We start from the raw sequence: 22,420 nt of genomic DNA, 5'->3' as shown, positions 1-22,420 counted from the left end.
TTTCCGATGTTGATGGGTGGGTATTCCCTTGGCGTGAGGGGAAGCGCAAGGGTGAAGATCGGACACACCCCAGAGTCTTTGTGATCTAGGGGTTTCAATCACCACCCACGCAGGTAGGGTCAGGAAGCGTCCAGCTCCCCTTGGAGGAGGTGAGGACCGTGGCAGCCCACGACGACGACATCAACCGCGGCATCCGGCCGGGGCGGGGGTCTGAAGACCCCGCCGGTCAGGTTGCCTATCTCGAGCAGGAAATCGCCGTCCTGCGCCGCAAGCTCGCCGACTCTCCGCGTCATACGAGGATTCTCGAAGAGCGGATCGTCGAGCTGCAGACCAACCTGGCCGGCGTGTCCGCGCAGAACGAGCGGCTCGCCAACACACTCCGTGAGGCCCGCGACCAGATCGTGGCCCTCAAGGAGGAGGTCGACCGGCTCGCGCAGCCGCCGGCCGGCTTCGGTGTCTTCCTGCAGGCCAATGAGGACGGCACGTGCGACATCTTCACCGGGGGCCGCAAGCTCCGGGTGAACGTCAGCCCCAGCGTCGAGCTCGACGAGCTCCGGCGCGGCCAGGAAGTCATGCTCAACGAGGCGCTCAACGTGGTCGAGGCCATGGAATTCGAGCGCGCCGGGGACATCGTCACCCTCAAGGAGATCCTCGAGGACGGCGAGCGCGCCCTGGTGATCGGGCACACCGACGAGGAACGGGTGGTGAGGCTCGCCGAGCCGCTGCTGGACATCACCATCCGTCCCGGCGACGCCCTGCTGCTCGAACCCAGGTCCGGCTACGTCTACGAAGTGGTCCCCAAGAGCGAGGTCGAAGAGCTCGTCCTCGAAGAGGTCCCGGACGTCGACTACACCAAGATCGGCGGCCTCGGCGGCCAGATCGAGATGATCCGGGACGCGGTCGAGCTTCCGTACCTCTACCCGGACCTCTTCAAGGAGCACGAACTGCGGCCGCCGAAGGGCATCCTGCTCTACGGCCCGCCCGGCTGCGGCAAGACGCTGATCGCGAAGGCCGTCGCCAACTCCCTTGCCAAGAAGGTCGCCGAGGTCACCGGCCAGCCCGCCGGTAAGTCCTACTTCCTCAACATCAAGGGTCCGGAGCTCCTCAACAAGTACGTCGGCGAGACCGAGCGGCACATCCGCCTCGTCTTCCAGCGTGCGCGGGAGAAGGCGAGCGAGGGGACCCCCGTCATCGTCTTCTTCGACGAGATGGAATCCCTCTTCCGCACCCGCGGATCCGGAGTCAGCTCGGACGTCGAGAACACGATCGTCCCGCAGCTGCTCGCCGAGATCGACGGTGTGGAGGGCCTGGAGAACGTCATCGTCATCGGTGCCTCGAACCGCGAGGACATGATCGACCCCGCGATCCTGCGGCCCGGCCGGCTCGACGTCAAGATCAAGATCGAGCGCCCGGACGCGGAGGCCGCGAAGGACATCTTCGCGAAGTACCTCACACCTTCGCTGCCGCTGCACTCCGACGACCTCTCCGAGCACCAGGGCTCGAAGGACGCGGCCGCCCACGCGATGATCCAGTCCGTGGTCGAGCAGATGTACGCGGAATCCGAGGAGAACCGCTTCCTCGAGGTCACGTACGCCAATGGCGACAAGGAAGTCCTGTACTTCAAGGACTTCAACTCCGGAGCGATGATCCAGAACATCGTCGACCGGGCCAAGAAGATGGCCATCAAGGCTTTCCTCGACCACAACCAGAAGGGCATCCGCGTCTCCCACCTCCTCCAGGCATGCGTGGACGAGTTCAAGGAGAACGAGGACCTGCCCAACACCACCAACCCGGACGACTGGGCCCGTATCTCCGGTAAGAAGGGCGAGCGGATCGTGTTCATCCGTACCCTTGTCACCGGAAAGCAGGGCGCTGACACCGGACGCTCCATCGACACGGTGGCGAACACCGGTCAGTACCTCTAGATCGCACACCGGCTGCGGATGTCCGGAACCTCGGACATCCGCAGCCGTCGTATTCCACCTCAGCGCACAGACCCCAGCACCACACAGACCTCAGCAAAACCGTGAATCGATCTCCCCACCGGCGCGGAGTCGCTCTAGGCTCGTCGGTACTTGTTGCGCCGCACCCGAAGGGGAGCGCCGCCGGGCAAGGAGGGCCGCATGACCGTACGGCGAGTAATGGGCATCGAAACGGAGTACGGGATCTCCGTTCCGGGCCATCCGAACGCCAATGCCATGCTCACCTCGTCCCAGATCGTCAATGCCTACGCGGCGGCGATGCACCGGGCGCGCCGCGCCCGCTGGGATTTCGAGGAGGAGAACCCGCTGCGGGACGCCCGCGGCTTCGACCTCGCCCGTGAGGCCGCCGACTCCAGCCAGCTCACCGACGAGGACATCGGCCTGGCCAATGTGATCCTCACCAACGGAGCAAGGCTCTACGTCGACCACGCCCACCCGGAATACAGCGCCCCCGAGGTCACCAATCCCCGCGACGCCGTCCTCTGGGACAAGGCCGGCGAGCGGATCATGGCGGAGGCCGCGGAACGAGCCGCGCAGCTCCCCGGTGCCCAGCCCATCCACCTCTACAAGAACAACACCGACAACAAGGGCGCCTCCTACGGCACGCACGAGAACTACCTGATGAAGCGGGAGACCCCCTTCTCGGACATCGTGCGCCACCTGACGCCCTTCTTCGTCTCCCGCCAGGTCGTCACCGGCGCCGGGCGCGTCGGCATCGGCCAGGACGGCCGCGAGCACGGCTTCCAGATCAGCCAGCGCGCCGACTACTTCGAGGTCGAGGTCGGCCTGGAGACCACGCTCAAGCGCCCCATCATCAACACCCGCGACGAGCCCCACGCGGACGCCGAGAAGTACCGCCGCCTCCACGTGATCATCGGCGACGCGAACCTCTCGGAGATCTCCACCTACCTCAAGCTGGGCACGACCGCCCTGGTCCTCTCGATGATCGAGGACTCCTTCATCAACGTCGACCTCGCCGTCGAGCAGCCCGTCCGCACCCTCCACGAGGTCTCCCACGACCCGACGCTGCAACACCTCGTCACTCTGCGCAGCGGCCGGACACTCACCGCGGTCCAGCTCCAGATGGAGTATTTCGAGCTGGCCAGGAAGTACGTGGAGGAGCGCTTCGGCGCCGACGCCGACGACCAGACCAAGGACGTCCTGATCCGCTGGGAGGACACCCTCAACCGGCTCGAGAACGATCCGATGAGCCTGGCCGGCGAGCTGGACTGGATCGCGAAGCGGGAGCTCATGGAGGGCTACCGGCGCCGCGACGAGGTGGACTGGGACGCGCCCCGGCTGCACCTCGTGGACCTGCAGTACGCCGACGTACGCCCCGAGAAGGGCCTGTACAACCGTCTGGCGGCCCGTGGGCGCATGAAGCGCCTCCTGGACGAGACAGAGGTCGAGAGGGCCGAGACGAAGCCTCCTGAGGACACCAGGGCCTATTTCCGGGGCCGCTGTCTGGAGCAGTACGCCGACGACGTGGCGGCCGCCTCCTGGGACTCCGTGATCTTCGACCTCCCGGGCCGCGACTCGCTCCAGCGGGTGCCGACCCTGGAGCCGCTGAGGGGCACCAGGGCCCACGTCAAGGAGCTGCTGGACCGCTGCCGCACGGCCGAGGAGCTGGTGCGCGTGCTGTCCGGGAATTGATCCGGGGCCGATGAGGGGCCGATGTGCGGCTGAAACGACCGGGCACTGGGAATCATGGGACTAGTGCCCGGACGTTGTACCAAACTGCGGGGCCGATGTCAGACCTGGCTTGTAGGGTCTGATCTTGAGAGACCCAACCGAGCGGGCCGATTCGAGCGGGGTGAGGGATATGGCGACCAAGGACACCGGCGGCGGACAGCAGAAGGCGACGCGTTCCACGGAGGAGGTCGAGGAGACGACCGCGGAGGAGACCTCCGACCTCAAGGAGCGCCAGGAGAAGCTGAGCGACGACGTCGACTCCGTACTGGACGAGATCGACGACGTGCTCGAGGAGAACGCCGAGGACTTCGTGCGCTCCTTCGTGCAAAAGGGTGGCCAGTAAGGTCACACGCCTTCGGATCGAAGGCAAGGGCGGGGTGACCCAGGCGGGTGCCGGACGGTGCGGGCAGAGCTGCCCGTGCCGTCCGGTCGCGCGCGACGCGTCCGGAAAACGGTGCGGCGACTGCCCCCGCAGTCCATGTTGATCACCGTCACAAGACGGGTAGGGTCCGTGGCGTACCGTGCTTCAACTGCAATACGGCTATCGGCTTGTTGGGAGACGATCCCGACACCATTCGTCGGGCCATTTTCATACCTGGAGGGACACGCGTGGAAGCCAACACTCGTAGCACCGGGCGTCTACCAGCTGCCTTCCTGACGCCGGGATCGTCCTCGTTCATGGACTTCCTCTCCGACCACGCGCCGGAGATGCTGCCGGGCAGCCGGAAGCTGCCCGACGGGATCGTCGAGGCGCCGCACGGCACCACCATCGTCGCCACGACCTTCCCCGGCGGCGTGGTGCTCGCCGGTGACCGGCGGGCGACCATGGGGAACATGATCGCGCAGCGCGACATCGAGAAGGTGTTCCCGGCCGACGAGTTCTCGGCCGTGGGCATCGCCGGCACCGCCGGTCTCGCCGTGGAGATGGTGAAGCTGTTCCAGCTGGAGCTGGAGCACTTCGAGAAGGTCGAGGGGACGACGCTCTCCCTGGAGGGCAAGGCGAACCGTCTGTCCACCATGATCCGCGGCAACCTGGGCATGGCCATGCAGGGCCTCGCCGTCGTGCCGCTCTTCGCCGGCTGGGACGAGGGCAAGGAGAAGGGCCGCATCTTCTCCTACGACGTGACGGGAGGCCGCTCCGAGGAGCACGGCTTCGCCGCCACCGGCTCGGGATCCATCTTCGCCCGGGGTTCCATGAAGAAGCTGTACCGCCCCGATCTGACGGAGGAGCAGGCCACGACGCTGGTCGTGCAGGCGCTGTACGACGCCGCCGACGACGACTCGGCGACCGGCGGCCCGGACCTGTACCGCAAGATCTTCCCCATCGTCACCGTCATCACCGACGAGGGTTTCCGCAGGCTCTCCGAGGAGGAGTCCTCGGCGCTCGCCCGCTCGGTCACCGATCGGCGCCTGGAGCAGCCCGACGGCCCGCGCGCCGCCCTGCTCTGATCACTCGTCGTCCGCAGAATCCCAGAAGAAAGGGACGGGTAGCCGGTGTCGACTCCGTTCTACGTCTCACCCCAGCAGGCCATGGCCGACCGGGCGGAGTACGCCCGCAAGGGCATCGCCCGCGGCCGCAGTCTGGTCGTCCTGCAGTACACCGACGGCATCGTGTTCGTCGGTGAGAACCCGTCCCGCGCGCTGCACAAGTTCAGCGAGATCTACGACCGGATCGGTTTCGCCGCGGCGGGCAAGTACAACGAGTACGAGAACCTGCGGATCGGCGGTGTCCGCTACGCCGACCTGCGGGGTTACACCTACGACCGGGACGATGTGACGGCCCGGGGCCTGGCGAACGTGTACGCCCAGACGCTGGGCACGATCTTCTCGAGCGCGGGGGAGAAGCCGTACGAGGTGGAGCTGGTCGTCGCCGAGGTCGGCACGGAGCCCGAGGGCGACCAGATCTACCGCCTGCCGCACGACGGCTCGATCGTGGACGAGCACGGCTCGGTCGCCGTGGGCGGCAACGCGGAGCAGATCGGCAGCTTCCTCGACCAGCGGCACCGTGACGGCATGTCGCTCGCCGAGGCGCTGAAGCTCGCCGTGCAGGCGCTGTCGCGGGACACCAACGGCAGCGAGCGGGAGATCCCCGCGGAGCGGCTGGAGGTGGCGGTCCTCGACCGTACGCGCCCGCAGCAGCGCAAGTTCAAGCGGATCGTCGGGCGTCAGCTGGTGCGTCTGCTGGAGGCGGACAACGCGGCGAGCGCCAGGACGGACGAGCCCTCGGACGAGATCCCGGAGGACACGGAGGAGTAATCCTTTCGCGCACTCGACGGCCCCGGTCCGCTTCGGCGGGCCGGGGCTCCGTCGTGCTCAGACCGGTGCGGGTCCGGAGGAGCCGCGGGGCATGAGGGCGACCGGGAGATCCCCGGGTTCGGGGGTCTCGCCCGCCAGGACGGCGAGGAGAGCGGCCATGCCCCGCTCGCCGATGCGCTCGGCGGGCAGACGGACGGTGGTGAGTTCCGGTTCGACGGCGGTGGCGAGGGCCAGGTCGTCGAAGCCGGTGACGGAGACGTCCTCGGGGACGCGCAGGCCCAGGCGGCGCACGGCCTTGCACGCGCCGGCGGCGAGGATGTCGTCGTCGCAGACGAGGGCGGTGGGCCGCGGACCGGGGCCGGTGAGGGCGCGCTCGGCGACGGCACGGGCGCCGTCCACGTCGAGGGGCGCGCGCAGCGTGCGGACCGAGGCGCCGCGCAGCGATTCCGCCAGGGCCGCCGCCCGCACGTCGAAGGTCCAGGACGGCACGGCCGAGGCGAGGTGGACGAAGCGGCGGTGGCCGAGCGCCAGAAGGTGTCCGGTGACCTGGCGCATCCCGTCCGCGATGTCGAGGTTGACGTGGGCTGCCGCGCCGCTGTCGGAGGGGTCGCTGTCCAGCATGACCAGCGGCAGGTCGGTGCCGCGGAAGGCGGCGAGGGCGTCCGCGGCCATGGAGGAGGCGATCACGCCGTCGAGTGCGGCACGGGCGGACGCGAAGGGGTCCTTCGCGGGGCCGACGCCCTCGGGGGACGGGTAGAGGACGACGCCGAACCCGTGCCGGGCGGCGACGCCGGCGGCGCCCGTGTAGACGCGGGCGAAGAACTCGTTGGTGAGGGCGGGGACGACCAGGAGCGCGGTCCGGGTGTGTCCGAGCCGCAGGTTGCGGGCGGCGAGATTCGGCCGATATCCGAGACCGCGGGCCGCCTCCCGTACGGCCTCGACGGTGCGTTCGGAGACGCGGCCGCGCCATTTGTCGCCGAGCACGAGGGAGACGGTGGCCTGGGACACCCCGGCGGCCCTGGCGACGTCCCGGCTGGTGGGCCGCGCTGCGCTGGGGGTTTCCGGGGTCTGCACTCGTTGCCTCCGCGAGGGATGGTTGCCGGCCGCGGGGTGGACCCGCGGGATCCCGCCATGGTACGTATGACGTCGGAAGTTATACGTAAAACCTCGGCGGGGGTACCGGGGGAGAGGAGACGGACATGGCCACCGAGGCCAAGGAGAGCGGCGGCTATCTCGACATCCTCAGGGCGCCGCACGCCCTGCGACTGCTCGCCGGCACCCTCGTCGGCAGGCTCCCGAACGGCACGGGCCCCATCGCCCTCGTGCTCTTCGTCCGCTCGGAGGGCGGCAGCTACAGCCTGGCCGGCGGGCTCACCGCCGCGTACGGGATCGCCACCGCCGTCGGCCAGCCCCTGCTCGGCCGGGCCGTCGACCTCAAGGGGCAGCCGCGCGTCCAGCTGCCCGCTGCGATCGTCTCCGCCCTCGGCATGATCGTCCTGGCCGTGGCCGGAATCAGCCCCCTCGTGCTCGCCTACGCGGCGGTCGTCGTCGCCGGGCTCTTCACCCCGCCCCTCGAGGGCGGGCTGCGCGCCCTGTGGCCGAGCGTGCTCGGCCGCGAGGACCGGGTCCACCGGGCCTACGCCCTGGACGCCGTCGCCCAGGAGGTCATGTTCACCGTCGGACCGCTGCTGGTCACCCTCCTGGTGGCCCTCTGGTCGCCGGCCGCGGCCCTCCTCGTCATCAACGTCCTCGGCATCCTCGGCGCGCTCTCCGTCGTCCTGTCCCAGCCCTCGCGCGCGTGGCGCTCGGAACCGCGTGAGGCCCACTGGCTCGGCGCCCTGCGCTCGCCCGGCCTGCTCGCCCTGCTCGGCTCGTTCTTCTTCGTCGGGCTCGCCCTCGGCTCCATCACCGTCGCGGGCCTCGCCTACGCCGACGACCGGGGCGACGAGGCGGCCTACGGCTGGCTGATGGCCGCTCTCGGCCTCGGCGCGCTCATCGGCGGTGTCCTCTACGGCGCCCGGCGCTGGGCGGGCGCGCCCGAGCGGCGGCTGCGGGTCATCGTCGGGCTGCTCGCCCTCGGCTACCTGCCGCTCATGCTCACGCCCGGTGTCGTACCGATGGCGGCGCTCGCCGCGCTCTCCGGCGTCTTCCTCGCCCCCGCCCTCGCCTGCGGCTTCATCGTCGTCGACCGGCACGCGCCGGCCGGTACCGTCACCGAGGCCTTCTCCTGGCTCGTCACCACCTTCGGCGTGGGCGCGGCCCTCGGCTCGGCGGTCGCGGGACCGGCCGTCGAACTGGCCGGGACCACCGCGGGCTTCGCCGTGGCCGGGGCAGGCGGTTTCGTGGCCCTGCTCGTGCTCCTGGGCACCGGGCGGGTCCTCACGGTCCCCGGCCGGAGCGTGCGACACGCCGTCAGCGGTACTGCCGGGAGCACCGGACACGCCGAAAGGAACGCGCACCCTTCGGAAAATGATCGAAACGGGGCCGTCGAACCCGGTTTCAGCTCAGGCCATCAGGCGTAATGTTCAGACATGGACCGCCGCATTTTCGGGCTGGAGAACGAGTACGGCGTCACGTGCACGTTCAGGGGACAGCGCCGACTGTCACCTGACGAAGTGGCGCGCTACCTCTTCCGCCGTGTCGTGTCATGGGGCCGCAGCAGCAATGTCTTCCTGCGGAACGGCGCCCGCCTGTACCTCGACGTGGGATCGCATCCGGAATACGCAACTCCCGAATGCGACAACGTGACCGAACTGGTCACGCACGACAAGGCGGGCGAACGCATTCTCGAGGGCCTGCTCGTCGACGCCGAACGCCGCCTGCACGAGGAGGGAATCGCCGGCGACGTCTATCTCTTCAAGAACAACACCGACTCGGCGGGAAACTCCTACGGCTGCCACGAGAACTATCTCGTCGCCCGCCACGGAGAGTTCTCCCGGCTCGCGGACATCCTCATTCCCTTCCTCGTCACCCGACAGCTCATCTGCGGCGCCGGAAAGGTGCTCCAGACCCCGCGCGGGGCGGTCTTCTGCGTCTCCCAGCGGGCCGAGCACATCTGGGAGGGCGTCAGCTCCGCGACGACCCGTTCCCGGCCGATCATCAACACCCGTGACGAGCCGCACGCGGACGCCGAGCGCTACCGCCGGCTGCACGTCATCGTCGGCGACTCGAACATGTCCGAGACGACCATGCTGCTCAAGGTCGGCGCCACCGACCTCGTGCTCCGCATGATCGAGGCGGGCACGGTGATGCGCGACCTGACCCTGGAGAACCCGATCCGGGCGATCCGCGAGGTCAGCCACGACATCACCGGCCAGCGCAAGGTCCGGCTCGCCAGCGGCCGCGAGGCGTCCGCCCTGGAGGTCCAGCGCGAGTACTACGAGAAGGCGGCCGACTTCGTCGACCGCCGCGGCATCCGTACGGGCACGGTCGCCCAGGTCCTGGAGCTGTGGGGCCGCACCCTGGACGCCATCGAGGCCGAGGATCTCGACCGGATCGGCACCGAGATCGACTGGGTCATGAAGTACAAGCTCATCGACCGGTACCGGGCGAAGAACAACATGACCATGTCGCACCCCCGGGTCGCGCAGATAGACCTCGCGTACCACGACATCCACCGCCGCCGCGGTCTCTACTACCTCCTGGAGAGGAAGGGCCAGGCGGCCCGGATCTGCAACGACCTGAAGATCTTCGAGGGCAAGTCGGTGCCCCCGCAGACCACCAGGGCGCGTCTGCGCGGCGATTTCATCCGCCGCGCGCAGGAGCAGCGGCGGGACTTCACCGTCGACTGGGTCCATCTCAAGCTCAACGACCAGGCGCAGCGCACCGTGTTGTGCAAGGACCCGTTCCGGTCGGTCGACGACCGCGTGGAAAAGCTGATCGCCGGAATGTAGGACATCGTCGTACGAAGTGCCAGGGCCCCGTGCGTTTGACGTGCGGGGCCCTTGGCCTGGCCGGACGGTCCCCTAGAGTGTCGGGCAACTACTGTGCCGTCTGAGATCTGAGGAACACGTGCGCCGACTTGCCGGCCTACTGGTCGTCCCGCTGCTGCTGCTCTCGACAGCGGCCTGCGGCAGCGATGACAAGGGCTCCGATTCCGCCTCGATGAAGAACGGGCTGCCCGCCATCACCGCGGGTGAGAAGTTCGGGGAGAAGCCCACGCTCGCGAAGGGCGAGGGCGATCCGCCCAAGGACCTCAAGGTCAATGTGATCAGCGCGGGCGACGGCGCGGTCACGAAGAAGGGTGACGCCCTCCAGGTGAACTACCTGGGGCAGGCCTGGGACTCGGACACACCCTTCGACAACAGCTTCGACCGCGGGCAGCCGTTCGAGCTGACCCTGGGCGCCGGCCAGGTCATCAAGGGCTGGGACCAGGGCCTGGAGGGCCAGAAGGTCGGCAGCCGCATCGAGATCGGCATCCCGCCGGCGCTCGGTTACGGGGACAAGGGGCAGGGCGACATCAAGCCCAACGCCACCCTCGTCTTCGTCGTGGACATCCTGAAGGCCACCACGGTCCCGAAGTCGGCCGAGGGCACCGAGGTCGCCCAGGAGAACAAGGACCTGCCGAAGGTCGGTACGAACACCGACGGCAAGGCGCCCTCCGTGACGGTTCCGAAGGTCGACCCGCCGACCAAGCTCGTCTCCAACTACGTGCTGGAGTCGAAGGGCGAGGTCGTCAAGGCCACCGACACGGTCGTCGTGAACTACGTCGCGTCGCTGTGGAAGGACGGCAAGGTCTTCGACTCGACGTACGCGCAGGGCAAGACCGCCAACTTCCCGCTCGCGCAGCTGACGCTGAAGGGCCTGAAGGACGGCATCACCGGCAAGAAGGTCGGCAGCCGCATCCTGATCGTCGCCCCGCCGGCCGAGGCGTTCGGCGACAAGGAGCAGCAGGGGATTCCGAAGAACTCCACGCTGGTGTTCGCCATCGACATCCTGGCGAAGATGTAAGACTGTCCGGGTCGCGCAGTTCATCGTTTGCGCGGTTCATCCGTTTGAGGAGCACACTGCAGTGAGCATCGAGAAGCCCGAGGTCGACTTCCCGGGCGGCGAGCCGCCGGCCGACCTGGAGATCAAGGACATCTGGGAGGGCGACGGCCCGGAGGCGAAGGCCGGGGCCACCGTCTCCGTCCACTACGTGGGCGTCTCCTTCTCCACCGGTGAGGAGTTCGACTCCTCGTGGAACCGTGGCACCCCGCTGCAGTTCCAGCTGGGCATCGGCCAGGTCATCAAGGGCTGGGACCAGGGCGTCCAGGGCATGAAGGTCGGCGGCCGCCGACAGCTGATCATCCCCGCCCACCTCGCCTACGGCGACCAGGGTGCCGGCGGCAAGATCGCCCCGGGCGAGACCCTGATCTTCGTCTGCGACCTGGTCGCGGTCTGATCGGTCACGCCACGACCCGAAACGGTCATCCGAGGGTCCCCGTCGTACGACGGGGACCCTCGGCTTTTGTCGCGACACCCCGGGGCGGTACGGTCGGATGTCCGAGAAGTCAATCCGGCAGAAGAGGTGCAGGGCGTCGATGGCGATTGCCAAGGCCGAGCGGCTGATGAATCTGGCCCTCTGTCTGCTCGGAACCCGGCGGCCGCTGTCGAAGCGTGAGCTGCGGGACTCGATCGAGGCTTATGTCGAGGCCACAAGGGGCAGTGGCGCCGCTGGGGGCGAGGACGCCTTCAACCGGATGTTCGAGCGGGACAAGGACGATCTGCGCGAGCTCGGGCTGGTCATCGAGACGGTCGAGAACCTCGAGGGCGAGATCGGGTATCTGGCCCGCCGCGACTCCAACCGCCTCCCGCCGATCACGCTCGACGCCGAGGAGGCCGCGGCGCTGGGTCTCGCCGCGAAGGTGTGGCAGCAGGCGCGTCTCGCCGGAGCGGCCAGTGGCGCCCTGCAGAAGCTGCGCGCCGCCGGGATGCCCGAGGCGGAGGACGCGTACGACGCCCAGCACAGCGCGCTGGAGCCCCGTATCCCTGTGCACGAGGCGGCCTTCGAGCCGCTGATGCTGGCGTGCCGCGACCGGCGCCCGGTCGTCTTCGAGTACCGCAAGGCCACCGCCGCCCGCCCGGAGACGCGCCAGGTGGAGCCGTGGACCCTGGAGTGCTGGCGCGGCCACTGGTACCTGGCCGGCTGGGACCGCGACCGCGGCGCCGAGCGCGTCTTCCGTCTCTCCCGTATCACCGGCAAGGTCCGCTCGCGGGCCGGCGCCTTCACCGCGCCGGTTCCCGATGTCGTGACCGTCCGCGAGACCGTCGAGAGCTGGGCGGGCGAGATCGCGACCCGCTCCGCCCGGATCCGGCTGCGCGCCGGCTGCGGCTATCCGCTGCGGGCCCGCGCCCAGTCGGTGACCGAGGGCGCGGACGGCTGGGACGAGCTGGAGATCCCGTACGGGCACGGTCTGGACGCCTGGCTCGTGGAGTTCGGTCCCGATGTCGTCGTACTGGAGCCCGCGGATCTGCGGGCCGATGTGGTGGACCGGCTGCGCGCCGTGGCCAAGGGCTGAAGGGGAGACGTACGGCATGGCTGCGAACGCGATCGACCAGACGAGGCGGATGCTCTCCCTCGTCACCTATCTCCGGGAACGGCCCGGTGCGCATGTCGCCGATGTCGCCCGCGCCTTCGGGATCACCGAGGACGAGCTGATCTCCGACCTCGACGTGCTGCCCATGTGCGGGACGAGCTTCCGCGGCGGGGATCTGCTGGACATCGACACGGACGGCGACCGGATCTGGTGGCACAACCCGGACGATGTCGCCGAGCCGCTGCGGCTCGCCGCCGACGAGGCGACGGCCCTGCTGGTCGCGGCACGGGCCGTGGCCACGCTGCCCGGCCTGCGGGAGAGCGACCGTGAGGCGCTGCTGCGTGCCACCGCCAAGCTGGAGACGGCGGCGGGCGAGGCCGCGGGGGCCAGTTCCCGGCTCTCGGTGACCTTCGAGTCCGAGGGTGGCGTCTTCGCCGAGGTGGACCGGGCGATCTCCGAACGCCGGCGTCTGTGGGTGCGCTACTACTCGCCCGCCCGGGACGAGCTGACCGAGCGCGAGGTGGATCCGATCCGGCTGTTCGCCGTCGGTCACACGTACATGGAGGCCTGGTGCAGGCTCTCGGAGGCGCGCCGCACCTTCCGCCTCGACCGGGTGGCCGAGATCCGGATCCTGGACGAGCAGTCCGCCCCGCCCGAGATCGAGCTGCGGGACCTCTCGGAGGGGCTGGTCCAGCCGTCCGCCGAGGACCCGGAGGTCGTCGTCGAGGTGGGACCCGGCGGCCGCTGGGTGGCGGAGTACTACCCGCACGACCGGGCCGACGAGCTGCCGGACGGGGGGCTGCGCATCACGCTGCGGACGCCGGCGCCGGCGTCGCTGCGTCGCCTTGCGCTGCGGCTCGGCAGCGACGGGCGGATCGTCTCCCCGCAGGACCTCGCCGACAGTGCCCGTGAGGCGGCGACGGCGGCCCTCGCCGCCTACGACGGCCAGGAGTGACGCGGGGGGAAGGTGACATTCCCCGCCGCGTCGACGCTGTTGCCTGTGGAGTCGTTGGATTCGCGCGTGCGCGGGAATCGAGAGGGATGAGGGAAATGTCCGTGATGCACGGAATGACGGCGTCGATCGCACCGGTCCTCTTCAAGGCGGCCTGTCCCGACTGCCGCGCCCGCTGCGAACTCTCGGCGGGCGCGCTGCGCCTCGCGATCGGCGCCAGCCGCCGTACCACCTTCTACTCCTTCACCTGTCCCGAGTGCGGCAGCTCGGTCCGCAAGCCCGCCGGCGAGCGGATCGTCGAGCTCCTCACCGGCGGCGGCGTCCGCACCCTGCGTCTGCACTCCACCGTCTGACGCCCCGGGAGTCCGGCCGGGGCCGCGCAGCGTCTAGGCTCGGAACATGTTCTGGCCCATGCTCGCCATCGCTCTCGGATTCCTCGGCATCGCCGTCCTCGGCGTCCTCGGCATCAAGGTTTTCATCGAGGCCCAGCGGCTCGGCCGCCAGGTGGCCCGGACCACGGAGCGCATCAATCGCGCTGCCGAAGACCTCGAGAACGCCGCCGGCCGGCTCGCCCGAACCGGCGAAGCACTGCGCTGAGCGTGTGCCGTACGCTGCTCAGGACGGTCCCGACGGGGGCGCGCGGGCCGCAATCGTGAGTATGCACAGGCATTGCCCTGCGTTTACTCCTGCGGGTTACGATCGCAGACAGCGCGGTGGCCGGACGCATGTCCGACCCGCCGGGCACGCACACCATGTCGCCTCGGTGAAGAAGGTAAAAGCTATGGGTAGGCTCGGCCCCACCGAGATCATTCTCATCCTCGTCGTCATCATCCTGCTGTTCGGCGCCAAGAAGCTCCCCGACATGGCCCGTTCGCTGGGCAAGTCCGCCCGCATCCTCAAGAGCGAGGCCAAGGCGATGAAGTCGGACGACCAGCAGAGCGCCCCGGCCGACCCGCCGACCACCGGCACCCCGGACCAGGCCGCCCCGCGCACCATCCAGGCCGCGCCCGGCGACGTGACCAGCTCGCGTCCCGTCACCGAGCCCTCGGACACCACCAAGCGCTGACCCGGTCCGCCGCGGCCGCCGCGGCGAGCGGCGGCCGGCCGCACGAGATGAGGACGTGGGTTGCTCAAGTCTGCCCGCAAGCAGGAGAAGGATCCCGAGGGCCGGATGCCCCTCGTGGAGCACCTGCGTGAACTTCGCAACCGCATGGCGAAGGGCCTGTTGGCCATCGCCGCGGTCACTGTCGTGGCCCTCGTGTACAGCGAGGAGCTCATGCAGTTCCTGACGAAGTCGGTGCCCAAGTGCGGGCCCGGCGTCACCAGCGACGGCGGAAACTGCGCGATCGTCTCCTTCAACACACTGATCGCCCCCTTCAGCACGACGATCCAGGTCAGCCTCGTGACCGGCCTCGTCGTCGCCAGCCCGATCTGGCTGTACCAGCTCTGGGCCTTCATCGCGCCCGGCCTGCACAAGAGCGAGAAGAAGTACACCTACGCCTTCGTCGGCGCCGCGGTCCCCCTGTTCACCGCCGGTGCCTACCTCGCGTACCTCATCCTCCCCATCAGCGTGAAGGTCCTCATCAGCCTCACGCCGGGTGGATCGGCGAACATCCTCTCCCTCGGTGACGTCCTCGACTTCACCCTGCGCATGGTCCTGGTCTTCGGCCTCGCCTTCGAGCTCCCGCTCGTCCTGGTGATGCTGAACCTCACCGGAGTCCTCACCGGCCGCCGCATGGCCGGCTGGTGGCGTGGCGTGATCATGGGCGTCTTCGTGTTCGGCGCCGTCATCACCCCGACCACGGACCCCGTCGGCATGATCGCCCTCGCGGGGCCGATCACCGTCCTGTACTTCGGGGCCGTCGGCTTCTCGCTCCTCAACGACCGCCGCCGGGCCCGCAACAACCCCGACGCCGAACTCGACGACGACGAGGCGTCCGCCCTCGACCTCACCCCCGAGCGCGTCGGTTCCGTCGAGCCCGTCGGGGCCACCCGCGCGCTGCCCGAGCAGGCCGGCGGCGAGGCCGACGGCGCCAGGGCGCTCCGCCCGAGCAGTTACGACGACGTCACCTGATCTTGTAGGGTCCTCCCCCCAGAGTCCGCCCGGGGGGAGACCCATGACCAGCGAGATCACCCTCTTCGTCAACCCCACCGCGGGCCGCGGCAGGGGCGCGCACGCCGCGCAGCCGGCCGCCCGCGCGCTGAGGGACGCCGGTTTCTCGGTCCGTACGGTCCTCGGCGCGGACGCCGACGACGCCCTTCATCGCGCCCGCGACGCCGTCGCCGGCGGAACCGGAGCGCTCGTCGCGGTCGGCGGCGACGGCATGGTCTCGCTCGCCCTGCAGGCCCTCGCCGGCACCCGTACGCCGCTCGGCGTGGTCGCCGTCGGCACCGGCAACGACTTCGCCCGCACCCTCGGCCTGCCCGTACGCGAGCCCGCGGCCGCCGGCCGGCTCGCGGCCGGGCTCCTCAAGGGCGGCGGCGGGCGGGACATCGACCTCGGCAGGGTCGGCGACCGCTGGTTCGGGACCGTCCTCGCCTCCGGCTTCGACTCCCGGGTCAACGACCGCGGCAACCGCATGAAGCTGCCCGTCGGCCGGTTCAAGTACGACCTCGCCATGATCGCCGAGCTCGCCGCGTTCCGCCCGGTGCCGTACCGCCTCACGCTCGATGACGGCAGCGAGCGACAGGTGGAGGCCACGCTCGTCGCCGTCGGGAACGGCACCTCGTACGGCGGGGGCATGCGGATCTGCGCCGGGGCGCGCATCGACGACGGCCTCTTCGACGTCACCGTCGTCGGCGACTGCTCCCGTACGACCCTGATCAAGGTCTTCCCCCGGGTCTACCGCGGCACGCATCTCGACCACCCCAAGGTCACCGTGCACCGCGTCCGCGCCCTCACCCTCGACGCCCCCGGCATCACCGGCTACGCCGACGGCGAGCCCCTGGGACCGCTGCCGCTGACCGCCACCTGCGTCCCGGGGGCGCTGCGCGTCCTCGCGCCCCGGGCCGAGTCCGGGCGGGCGAGAGGCGGTCATTAAAGATCGCGTCAGTGTCAGAGGTGGCGGGTAGGCTCGACAGTAAGATGACAGAGGACCTCACACCAGCCGAAGCGTACGCAGCTGCTCGGGCCCGCAACGCCGAGCAGGCCACGGCGCTCGCCCCCTTCCGCGAGATGTACGAGTTCGGTCTGGACCCCTTCCAGATCGAGGCATGCCAGGCCCTCGAGGCGGGCAAAGGCGTACTCGTCGCCGCCCCCACGGGCTCGGGCAAGACCATCGTCGGCGAGTTCGCCGTCCACCTCGCCCTGCTCCAAGGGCGCAAGTGCTTCTACACGACACCCATCAAGGCGCTGTCGAACCAGAAGTACGCCGACCTCGTCAAGCGGTACGGACCCGGCAAGGTCGGCCTCCTCACCGGCGACAACAGCGTCAACGGCGATGCGCCGATCATCGTCATGACCACCGAGGTCCTCCGCAACATGCTGTACGCGGGGTCCCAGGCACTCAGTGGCCTCGGGTACGTGGTCATGGACGAGGTCCACTACCTCTCGGACCGCTTCCGCGGCGCCGTCTGGGAGGAAGTGATCATCCACCTCCCCGAGTCCGTCACCCTCGTCTCGCTCTCCGCGACCGTCTCCAACGCCGAGGAGTTCGGCGACTGGCTCGACACCGTGCGCGGCGACACCGAGGTCATCGTCTCCGAGAGCCGTCCCGTCCCGCTGTGGCAGCACGTCCTGGCCGGACGCCGGATGTACGACCTCTTCGAGGAGGAGACCGACCACGGCGGCCGCGCCGCCTCCCGCCGCGAGGTCAACCCCGACCTCATGCGCCTCGCCCGCACCGAGAACACCCGCACCTACAACCCGCGCGAGCGACGGCGCGGCAAGATGATCCGCGAGGCCGACCGCGAGCGCGAGCGCCGTCAGCGCTCCCGCATCTGGACGCCCGGCCGGCCCGAGGTCATCGAGCGGCTCGACGCCGAGGGGCTGCTGCCCGCCATCACCTTCATCTTCAGCCGCGCCGCCTGCGAGGCCGCTGTCCAGCAGTGCCTGTACGCCGGCCTGCGGCTCAACGACGACGACGCACGGCAGCGGGTCCGCGAGATCGTCGAGGAGCGCACGGCCTCCATTCCCACCGAGGACCTGCACGTCCTCGGGTACTACGAGTGGCTGGAAGCCCTGGAGCGCGGCATCGCCGCCCACCACGCCGGCATGCTGCCCACGTTCAAGGAAGTGGTCGAGGAGCTCTTCGTACGCGGCCTCGTGAAGGCCGTCTTCGCCACGGAGACCCTCGCGCTGGGCATCAACATGCCCGCCCGTTCGGTGGTCCTGGAGAAGCTCGTCAAGTGGAACGGCGAGCAGCACGCCGACATCACGCCCGGCGAGTACACCCAGCTCACCGGACGCGCCGGACGCCGCGGCATCGACGTCGAGGGCCACGCCGTGGTCCTCTGGCAGCGCGGGCTCGACCCGGGCCACCTCGCCGGGCTCGCCGGCACGCGCACGTACCCCCTGCGCTCCAGCTTCAAGCCCTCGTACAACATGGCCGTCAACCTGGTCGACCAGTTCGGACGCCACCGTTCCCGCGAACTGCTCGAGACCTCCTTCGCGCAGTTCCAGGCCGACCGGTCCGTCGTCGGCATCTCCCGCCAGGTGCAGAAGAACGAAGAGGGCCTGGAGGGCTACAAGGCGGGCATGACCTGTCACCTCGGCGACTTCGAGGAGTACGCGCGGCTGCGCCGCGACCTCAAGGACCGCGAGACGGAACTGGCCAAGCAGGGGGCCGCGCAGCGCCGCGCCCAGGCCGCGGCCTCCCTGGAGAAGCTGAAGCCCGGCGACGTCATCCACGTTCCCACGGGCAAGTTCGCCGGACTCGCCCTCGTCCTCGACCCCGGTATCCCCGCAGGGCGGACGAACGGCCACCGCGGCTTCGAGCACCACGACGGGCCCCGCCCGCTCGTGCTCACGGCCGAACGGCAGGTCAAGCGGCTCGCCTCGATCGACTTCCCGATCCCGGTCGAGGCCATGGAGCGCATGAGGATCCCCAAGTCCTTCAACCCGCGCTCCCCGCAGTCCCGGCGGGACCTCGCCTCGGCCCTGCGCACCAAGGCCGGACACATCAACCCCGAGCGCCACCGCAGGGACCGCTCGCCCGCCGCCGACGACCGCGAGATCGCCCGGCTGCGTACGGAGCTGCGCGCCCACCCCTGCCACGGATGCGACGAGCGCGAGGACCACGCCCGCTGGGCCGAGCGCTATCACCGGCTGCAGCGCGACACGCGGCAGCTTGAGCGGCGCATCGAGGGCCGCACCAACACCATCGCGCGCACCTTCGACCGGATCGTCGCGCTCCTCACCGAGCTCGACTACCTGCGGGGCGACGACGTCACCGAGAACGGCAAGCGGCTCGCCCGGCTCTACGGCGAACTCGACCTGCTGGCCAGCGAATGTCTGCGCGAAGGCGTATGGGAGGGCCTCAACCCGGCGGAACTCGCCGCCTGCGTCTCGGCGTTGGTGTACGAGGCGCGGCAGGCCGACGACGCGGTCGCGCCGAAACTCCCCACCGGCAAGGCGAAGGCCGCCCTCGGCGAGATGGTGCGCATCTGGGGCCGGCTCGACGCGCTGGAGGAGGAGTTCCGGATCCATCAGGCGGAGGGCGTTGGCCAGCGCGAGCCGGACCTCGGCTTCGCCTGGGCCGCTCACCAGTGGGCCTCCGACCGGGGGCTCGACGAAGTCCTGCGCGAGGCCGAAATGCCCGCCGGTGACTTCGTCCGCTGGTGCAAGCAGGTCATCGACGTCCTCGGACAGATCGCCGCAGCCGCGCCCAAGGAGAACAGCACGGTCTCCAAGAACGCGCGCAAGGCGGTGGATTCACTGCTGCGGGGCGTCGTCGCCTACAGCTCGGTGACGTGACCCGCGGCTCGCTCCGAGCCACGTCCTGAACGCCGCCCGCCGAGGGTCCGTTCTGAACACCGCCTGCCAGGGGCCCGTGGTCGACGCCACGGGCCCCTGGTGTGAGCGCCGTGGCCTTCGCCGTGGCCTTCGTCGCGGCCTTTCGCCCCCTCCGTCGCGGCCTTTCACCCCTTCGTCGCTCTGCGCCGCTCCTCTTCGTCGCCCGTCGTGGCGTGTGGTCACCTGTCATCGCGCTCTTCCCATGGCCGCGTTGTCCACAGGTCGTTTTCCACAGGGGTGGCGGAGTGTCGGACCTCTCCGATTCCATGGAGTCACACACCGGGCAGTACCGCTGGGAGGGGGACGCGCATGACCACGCAAACCGGTCCGGCCGCGGTCGAGGAGACCGCGGGCGGACAGAAGATCGTGCCGGGGCCACGCGGCGTACCGCTGCTCGGGAACCTGCCGGAATTCGGCAGGGACCCACTCGCCTTCTTCGAACGGCTCCGCGCCCGAGGCGACTTCGTCAGCTGGCGATTCGGGCCGGGTCCGGCCCTCTTCATCGCCCAGCCCGACGCCATCGGGGAACTCCTCACCGAGGTCGAGCGCACCTTCGACCAGCCCGACCTCGGCATCGCCTTCCGCACCCTGCTCGGCAACGGAGTCGTCGTCGCCAAGGGCGCCGACTGGCGCCGGAAGCGCTCCCTCGTCCAGCCGTCCGTCCGGCCCAAGCAGGTGCGGTCCTACGCCGCCACCATGGCCGAGTGCGCCATCGCCTTCGCCGACCGGTGGAGCGACGGGCAGCGCGTCGACATCAAGAAGGAGATGGCGGCCCTCACCCAACTCATCGCCGTACGCACCATCTTCGGCGTCGACACCGCCGCCGATGCCGAGGCCATCGGCCGCGCCATGGACGTCGCGCAGAAGGAGATAGGCGCCGAGTTCAGCGGCATCGGCGCCCTGCTGCCCGACTGGGTGCCCACGCCGGGACGCGCACGCGTCAAGCGCGCCACCGCGGTCATCGACGCCGAGGTCTCCCGGGTCGTCGCCCGCCACCGCGACGGCGGGACCGAACGCCCCGACCTGCTCAGCAGGCTCCTCGCCGCCCAGGACGAGACCGGCGCCCACCTCTCCGACCAGGAGATCCGCGACGAGACAGTCACCCTCTACATCGGCGGGCACGAGACCACCAGCTCCACCCTCGTCTGGGCGTGGCACCTGCTCTCGCACAACCCCCGGGTGCGCGAGGCGCTCACCGAAGAACTCGACAGCGTCCTCGGCGACCACGAACCGGGCTTCGACGACTATGCCCGGCTGACCTACACGCAGGCCGTGGTGAAGGAGACCCTGCGGCTCTACCCGACGATCTGGCTCATCACGGGCATCGCCAAGGAGGGCGCGACCCTCGGCGGCCTGTCGATCCCGGCCGGGACGCGGGTGTGGACCAGCCAGTGGGCCACACACCGGGACGGCCGCTGGTTCACCGACCCCGAAGAGTTCCGTCCCGAACGCTGGGGAACGGCGGGGACCGAGGGAGCCGAGGAGATACCCGAGTACGCCTGGTTCCCGTTCGGCGGCGGGCCGCGGGTCTGCCTGGGGACACGGTTCGCCATGGTCGAGGCCGTCCTCGTCCTCGCCGTCCTCGCCCGGCGGTTCCGTCTCGACCTCGACCCGGGGGAGATACGTCCCGTACCGAGCCTGACGCTCCAGCCGGACCGGGAGGTCCACGCCACGGTCCGCGCGCGCCGGTGAGGAATGATCGCGGCATGAGGATCACGGCATGAGGATCACGGCGCGGGGGCTCAACCGCTCGACGCTGGCCCGGCAGTTGCTGCTGCGGCGGGAGAAGCTCGGCGCCGCCGAGGCGGTGCAGCGGGTCGTCGCGCTGCAGGCACAGCAGCCGGCCTCGCCGTACCTCGCGCTGTGGAACAGGACCGTCGCCTTCGACGCGGCCGACCTCGACGACGCGTTCGCCCTGGGAACGGTCGTCAAGTCGACACTCATGCGGATCACCCTGCATGCCGTGCACACGGACGACTACCGGCCGTTCCGGGAGGCGGTGCATCCCCTGCTGAGGGCGGGGAGGCTCGGCAGCCGGTTCGCGGCGTCCGGTCTGACTCCGGCGGACGCCGACACGCTCGTCCCGGAGCTGCTGGCGTTCGCCGACCGGCCCCGGACGAACGCGGAGTACGAGGCATGGCTCGAGCAACGGGTGGGCACCGCACCGAAGTCGGGTGCTTGGTGGGGGCTGCGGCACTACACGCCGCTGCTCCACGCGCCCACCACGCCGCCGTGGTCGTTCGGGGAACGGCCCGCGTACGTGGCACCGCCCGACCCGCCGGCGCCGCCGGAGCCGGAGGTGTCCGACGCCGCCCTGCGCACGCTGGTCCTGCGCTATCTCCAAGCGTTCGGGCCGGCGTCGGTGGCGGACGTGGCCCAGTTCGGGCTGATCCAGCGGGCCCGGGTCAGGAAGGCCCTGGACGCGCTGGCCGACCGGCTCGAGCGGTGCGAAGGGCCGAACGGCGAGCAGCTCTTCGACGTGCCGGGGGCACCACTACCGGACGAGGACGCGGCCGCCCCACCTCGGCTCATGGCCATGTGGGACAGCACCCTCCTGGCCTACGCCGACCGGGGCCGGGTCATACCGCCCGACTACCGCCCACTCGTCATCCGGCGGAACGGAGACGTGCTGCCGACCCTGTTGGTCGACGGATACGTCGCCGGCGTGTGGCGCCCGACCGAGGGAGGGATCGAGGCGACGGCGTTCCACGACCTGCCGGACGAGGCGTGGGAGGGACTCGCCGGCGAGGCCCGTGCGCTGGTGGGCTTCCTGTCCGACCGGGAACCGGAGGTGTACCGCCGCTACGGCCACTGGTGGAGCAAGCTGCCGAACGCGGGGACCCGACTGCTGCCCGGGGGGTGAGAAGGCCCTGAGGTGTGAGACGGCTACGGGCGTGAGGCGTTACGGGTAGGGGACTACGGGGCGGGGGAGAGGGGGGCCGGGGGAGAGGGGCGGGGGCGGCCAGGGGGGGCTAGGTTCTGTCTCTTTGACTTCATGTCGATCGGGCCACGTGCGAGGGTGGTGGCCATGCCGCAGCTTGGTCACCGCCTCCGGTCCTTGAGATTC

At 70.0% G+C, this 22,420-nt stretch carries 20 protein-coding genes and 1 pseudogene; 20 read left to right on the top strand and 1 reads right to left on the bottom strand.

All coding sequences use genetic code 11. The features are described from left to right. Positions 1-158 precede the first annotated feature (158 nt). The 6 genes and pseudogenes from arc (at position 159) to prcA (ending at position 5,930) form a co-directional block, all read left to right on the top strand. A complete protein-coding gene (arc, locus tag ACZ4VW_RS30435) occupies positions 159-1,925 on the top strand; it encodes a proteasome ATPase (RefSeq protein WP_467967982.1) in 1,767 nt (588 codons plus the stop codon). Positions 1,926-2,123: 198 nt separating this feature from the next. Further along, the gene (gene dop / locus ACZ4VW_RS30430) at positions 2,124-3,635 is read left to right on the top strand and encodes a depupylase/deamidase Dop (RefSeq protein WP_467967980.1); all 1,512 of its coding nucleotides are present in this window, start codon (positions 2,124-2,126) and stop codon (positions 3,633-3,635) included. A 169-nt stretch (positions 3,636-3,804) separates the two neighbouring features. Continuing rightward, a complete protein-coding gene (locus ACZ4VW_RS30425) occupies positions 3,805-4,017 on the top strand; it encodes a ubiquitin-like protein Pup (protein ID WP_215071186.1) in 213 nt (70 codons plus the stop codon). Positions 4,018-4,139: 122 nt separating this feature from the next. Continuing rightward, positions 4,140-4,332, top strand: a pseudogene (locus tag ACZ4VW_RS30420) (endonuclease domain-containing protein); the annotation flags it as partial. Then, positions 4,284-5,123 carry a proteasome subunit beta gene (prcB, locus tag ACZ4VW_RS30415; RefSeq protein ID WP_467967978.1) on the top strand — a complete coding sequence of 280 codons (840 nt, stop codon included), beginning with the start codon at positions 4,284-4,286 and terminating at the stop codon, positions 5,121-5,123. The pseudogene ACZ4VW_RS30420 and the gene prcB, both read left to right, overlap by 49 nt. Positions 5,124-5,168: 45 nt before the next feature. After that, the gene (gene prcA / locus ACZ4VW_RS30410; RefSeq protein ID WP_467967976.1) at positions 5,169-5,930 is read left to right on the top strand and encodes a proteasome subunit alpha; all 762 of its coding nucleotides are present in this window, start codon (positions 5,169-5,171) and stop codon (positions 5,928-5,930) included. 57 nt (positions 5,931-5,987) lie between these two features. Here the strand turns inward: prcA and ACZ4VW_RS30405 are convergent, their stop codons facing one another. Beyond that, positions 5,988-7,004: a LacI family DNA-binding transcriptional regulator gene (locus ACZ4VW_RS30405; RefSeq protein ID WP_467967974.1), complete on the bottom strand. Its 1,017-nt coding sequence runs from the start codon at positions 7,002-7,004 to the stop codon at positions 5,988-5,990. A 125-nt stretch (positions 7,005-7,129) separates the two neighbouring features. Between ACZ4VW_RS30405 and ACZ4VW_RS30400 the strand changes: the two genes are divergently transcribed. The 14 genes from ACZ4VW_RS30400 to ACZ4VW_RS30335 all read left to right on the top strand — a co-directional run bounded on the left by ACZ4VW_RS30400 (position 7,130) and on the right by ACZ4VW_RS30335 (position 22,216). After that, positions 7,130-8,452 carry an MFS transporter gene (locus ACZ4VW_RS30400; RefSeq protein WP_467967972.1) on the top strand — a complete coding sequence of 441 codons (1,323 nt, stop codon included), beginning with the start codon at positions 7,130-7,132 and terminating at the stop codon, positions 8,450-8,452. Positions 8,453-8,461: 9 nt separating this feature from the next. After that, the gene (gene pafA, locus ACZ4VW_RS30395) at positions 8,462-9,823 is read left to right on the top strand and encodes a Pup--protein ligase (RefSeq protein WP_467967970.1); all 1,362 of its coding nucleotides are present in this window, start codon (positions 8,462-8,464) and stop codon (positions 9,821-9,823) included. Positions 9,824-9,941: 118 nt separating this feature from the next. Then, positions 9,942-10,880: an FKBP-type peptidyl-prolyl cis-trans isomerase gene (locus tag ACZ4VW_RS30390; protein WP_467967968.1), complete on the top strand. Its 939-nt coding sequence runs from the start codon at positions 9,942-9,944 to the stop codon at positions 10,878-10,880. A gap of 61 nt (positions 10,881-10,941) precedes the next feature. Next, positions 10,942-11,313 carry an FKBP-type peptidyl-prolyl cis-trans isomerase gene (locus tag ACZ4VW_RS30385; RefSeq protein WP_467967966.1) on the top strand — a complete coding sequence of 124 codons (372 nt, stop codon included), beginning with the start codon at positions 10,942-10,944 and terminating at the stop codon, positions 11,311-11,313. 139 nt (positions 11,314-11,452) lie between these two features. Further along, entirely contained in the window at positions 11,453-12,430 is a 978-nt protein-coding gene (locus tag ACZ4VW_RS30380) for a helix-turn-helix transcriptional regulator (protein WP_467967964.1), read from the top strand. A gap of 16 nt (positions 12,431-12,446) precedes the next feature. Further along, the gene (locus tag ACZ4VW_RS30375) at positions 12,447-13,403 is read left to right on the top strand and encodes a helix-turn-helix transcriptional regulator (protein WP_329122576.1); all 957 of its coding nucleotides are present in this window, start codon (positions 12,447-12,449) and stop codon (positions 13,401-13,403) included. Between the two features lie 86 nt (positions 13,404-13,489). Then, entirely contained in the window at positions 13,490-13,753 is a 264-nt protein-coding gene (locus ACZ4VW_RS30370; RefSeq protein ID WP_467967962.1) for a hypothetical protein, read from the top strand. Between the two features lie 46 nt (positions 13,754-13,799). Beyond that, positions 13,800-13,997 carry a hypothetical protein gene (locus ACZ4VW_RS30365; RefSeq protein ID WP_467967960.1) on the top strand — a complete coding sequence of 66 codons (198 nt, stop codon included), beginning with the start codon at positions 13,800-13,802 and terminating at the stop codon, positions 13,995-13,997. Between the two features lie 184 nt (positions 13,998-14,181). Then, on the top strand, positions 14,182-14,466 hold the full coding sequence (gene tatA, locus ACZ4VW_RS30360) for a Sec-independent protein translocase subunit TatA (protein WP_467967958.1): 285 nt from the start codon (positions 14,182-14,184) through the stop codon (positions 14,464-14,466). A gap of 60 nt (positions 14,467-14,526) precedes the next feature. Beyond that, entirely contained in the window at positions 14,527-15,474 is a 948-nt protein-coding gene (tatC, locus tag ACZ4VW_RS30355; RefSeq protein ID WP_467967956.1) for a twin-arginine translocase subunit TatC, read from the top strand. 43 nt (positions 15,475-15,517) lie between these two features. Next, positions 15,518-16,441, top strand: a complete 924-nt coding sequence (locus ACZ4VW_RS30350; protein ID WP_467967954.1) for a diacylglycerol kinase — start codon at positions 15,518-15,520, stop codon at positions 16,439-16,441. A 44-nt stretch (positions 16,442-16,485) separates the two neighbouring features. Beyond that, on the top strand, positions 16,486-19,314 hold the full coding sequence (locus ACZ4VW_RS30345; RefSeq protein ID WP_467967952.1) for a DEAD/DEAH box helicase: 2,829 nt from the start codon (positions 16,486-16,488) through the stop codon (positions 19,312-19,314). 348 nt (positions 19,315-19,662) lie between these two features. Further along, complete coding sequence (locus ACZ4VW_RS30340) at positions 19,663-21,045, top strand: cytochrome P450 (RefSeq protein ID WP_467967950.1); 1,383 nt, start codon at positions 19,663-19,665, stop codon at positions 21,043-21,045. A gap of 28 nt (positions 21,046-21,073) precedes the next feature. Then, positions 21,074-22,216 carry a winged helix DNA-binding domain-containing protein gene (locus ACZ4VW_RS30335; RefSeq protein WP_467967948.1) on the top strand — a complete coding sequence of 381 codons (1,143 nt, stop codon included), beginning with the start codon at positions 21,074-21,076 and terminating at the stop codon, positions 22,214-22,216. Positions 22,217-22,420 lie beyond the last annotated feature (204 nt).

It is taken from the genome of Streptomyces sp. NPDC029139 (genome assembly GCF_055564335.1).
This window is presented reverse-complemented; position numbering and strand designations above follow the sequence as displayed.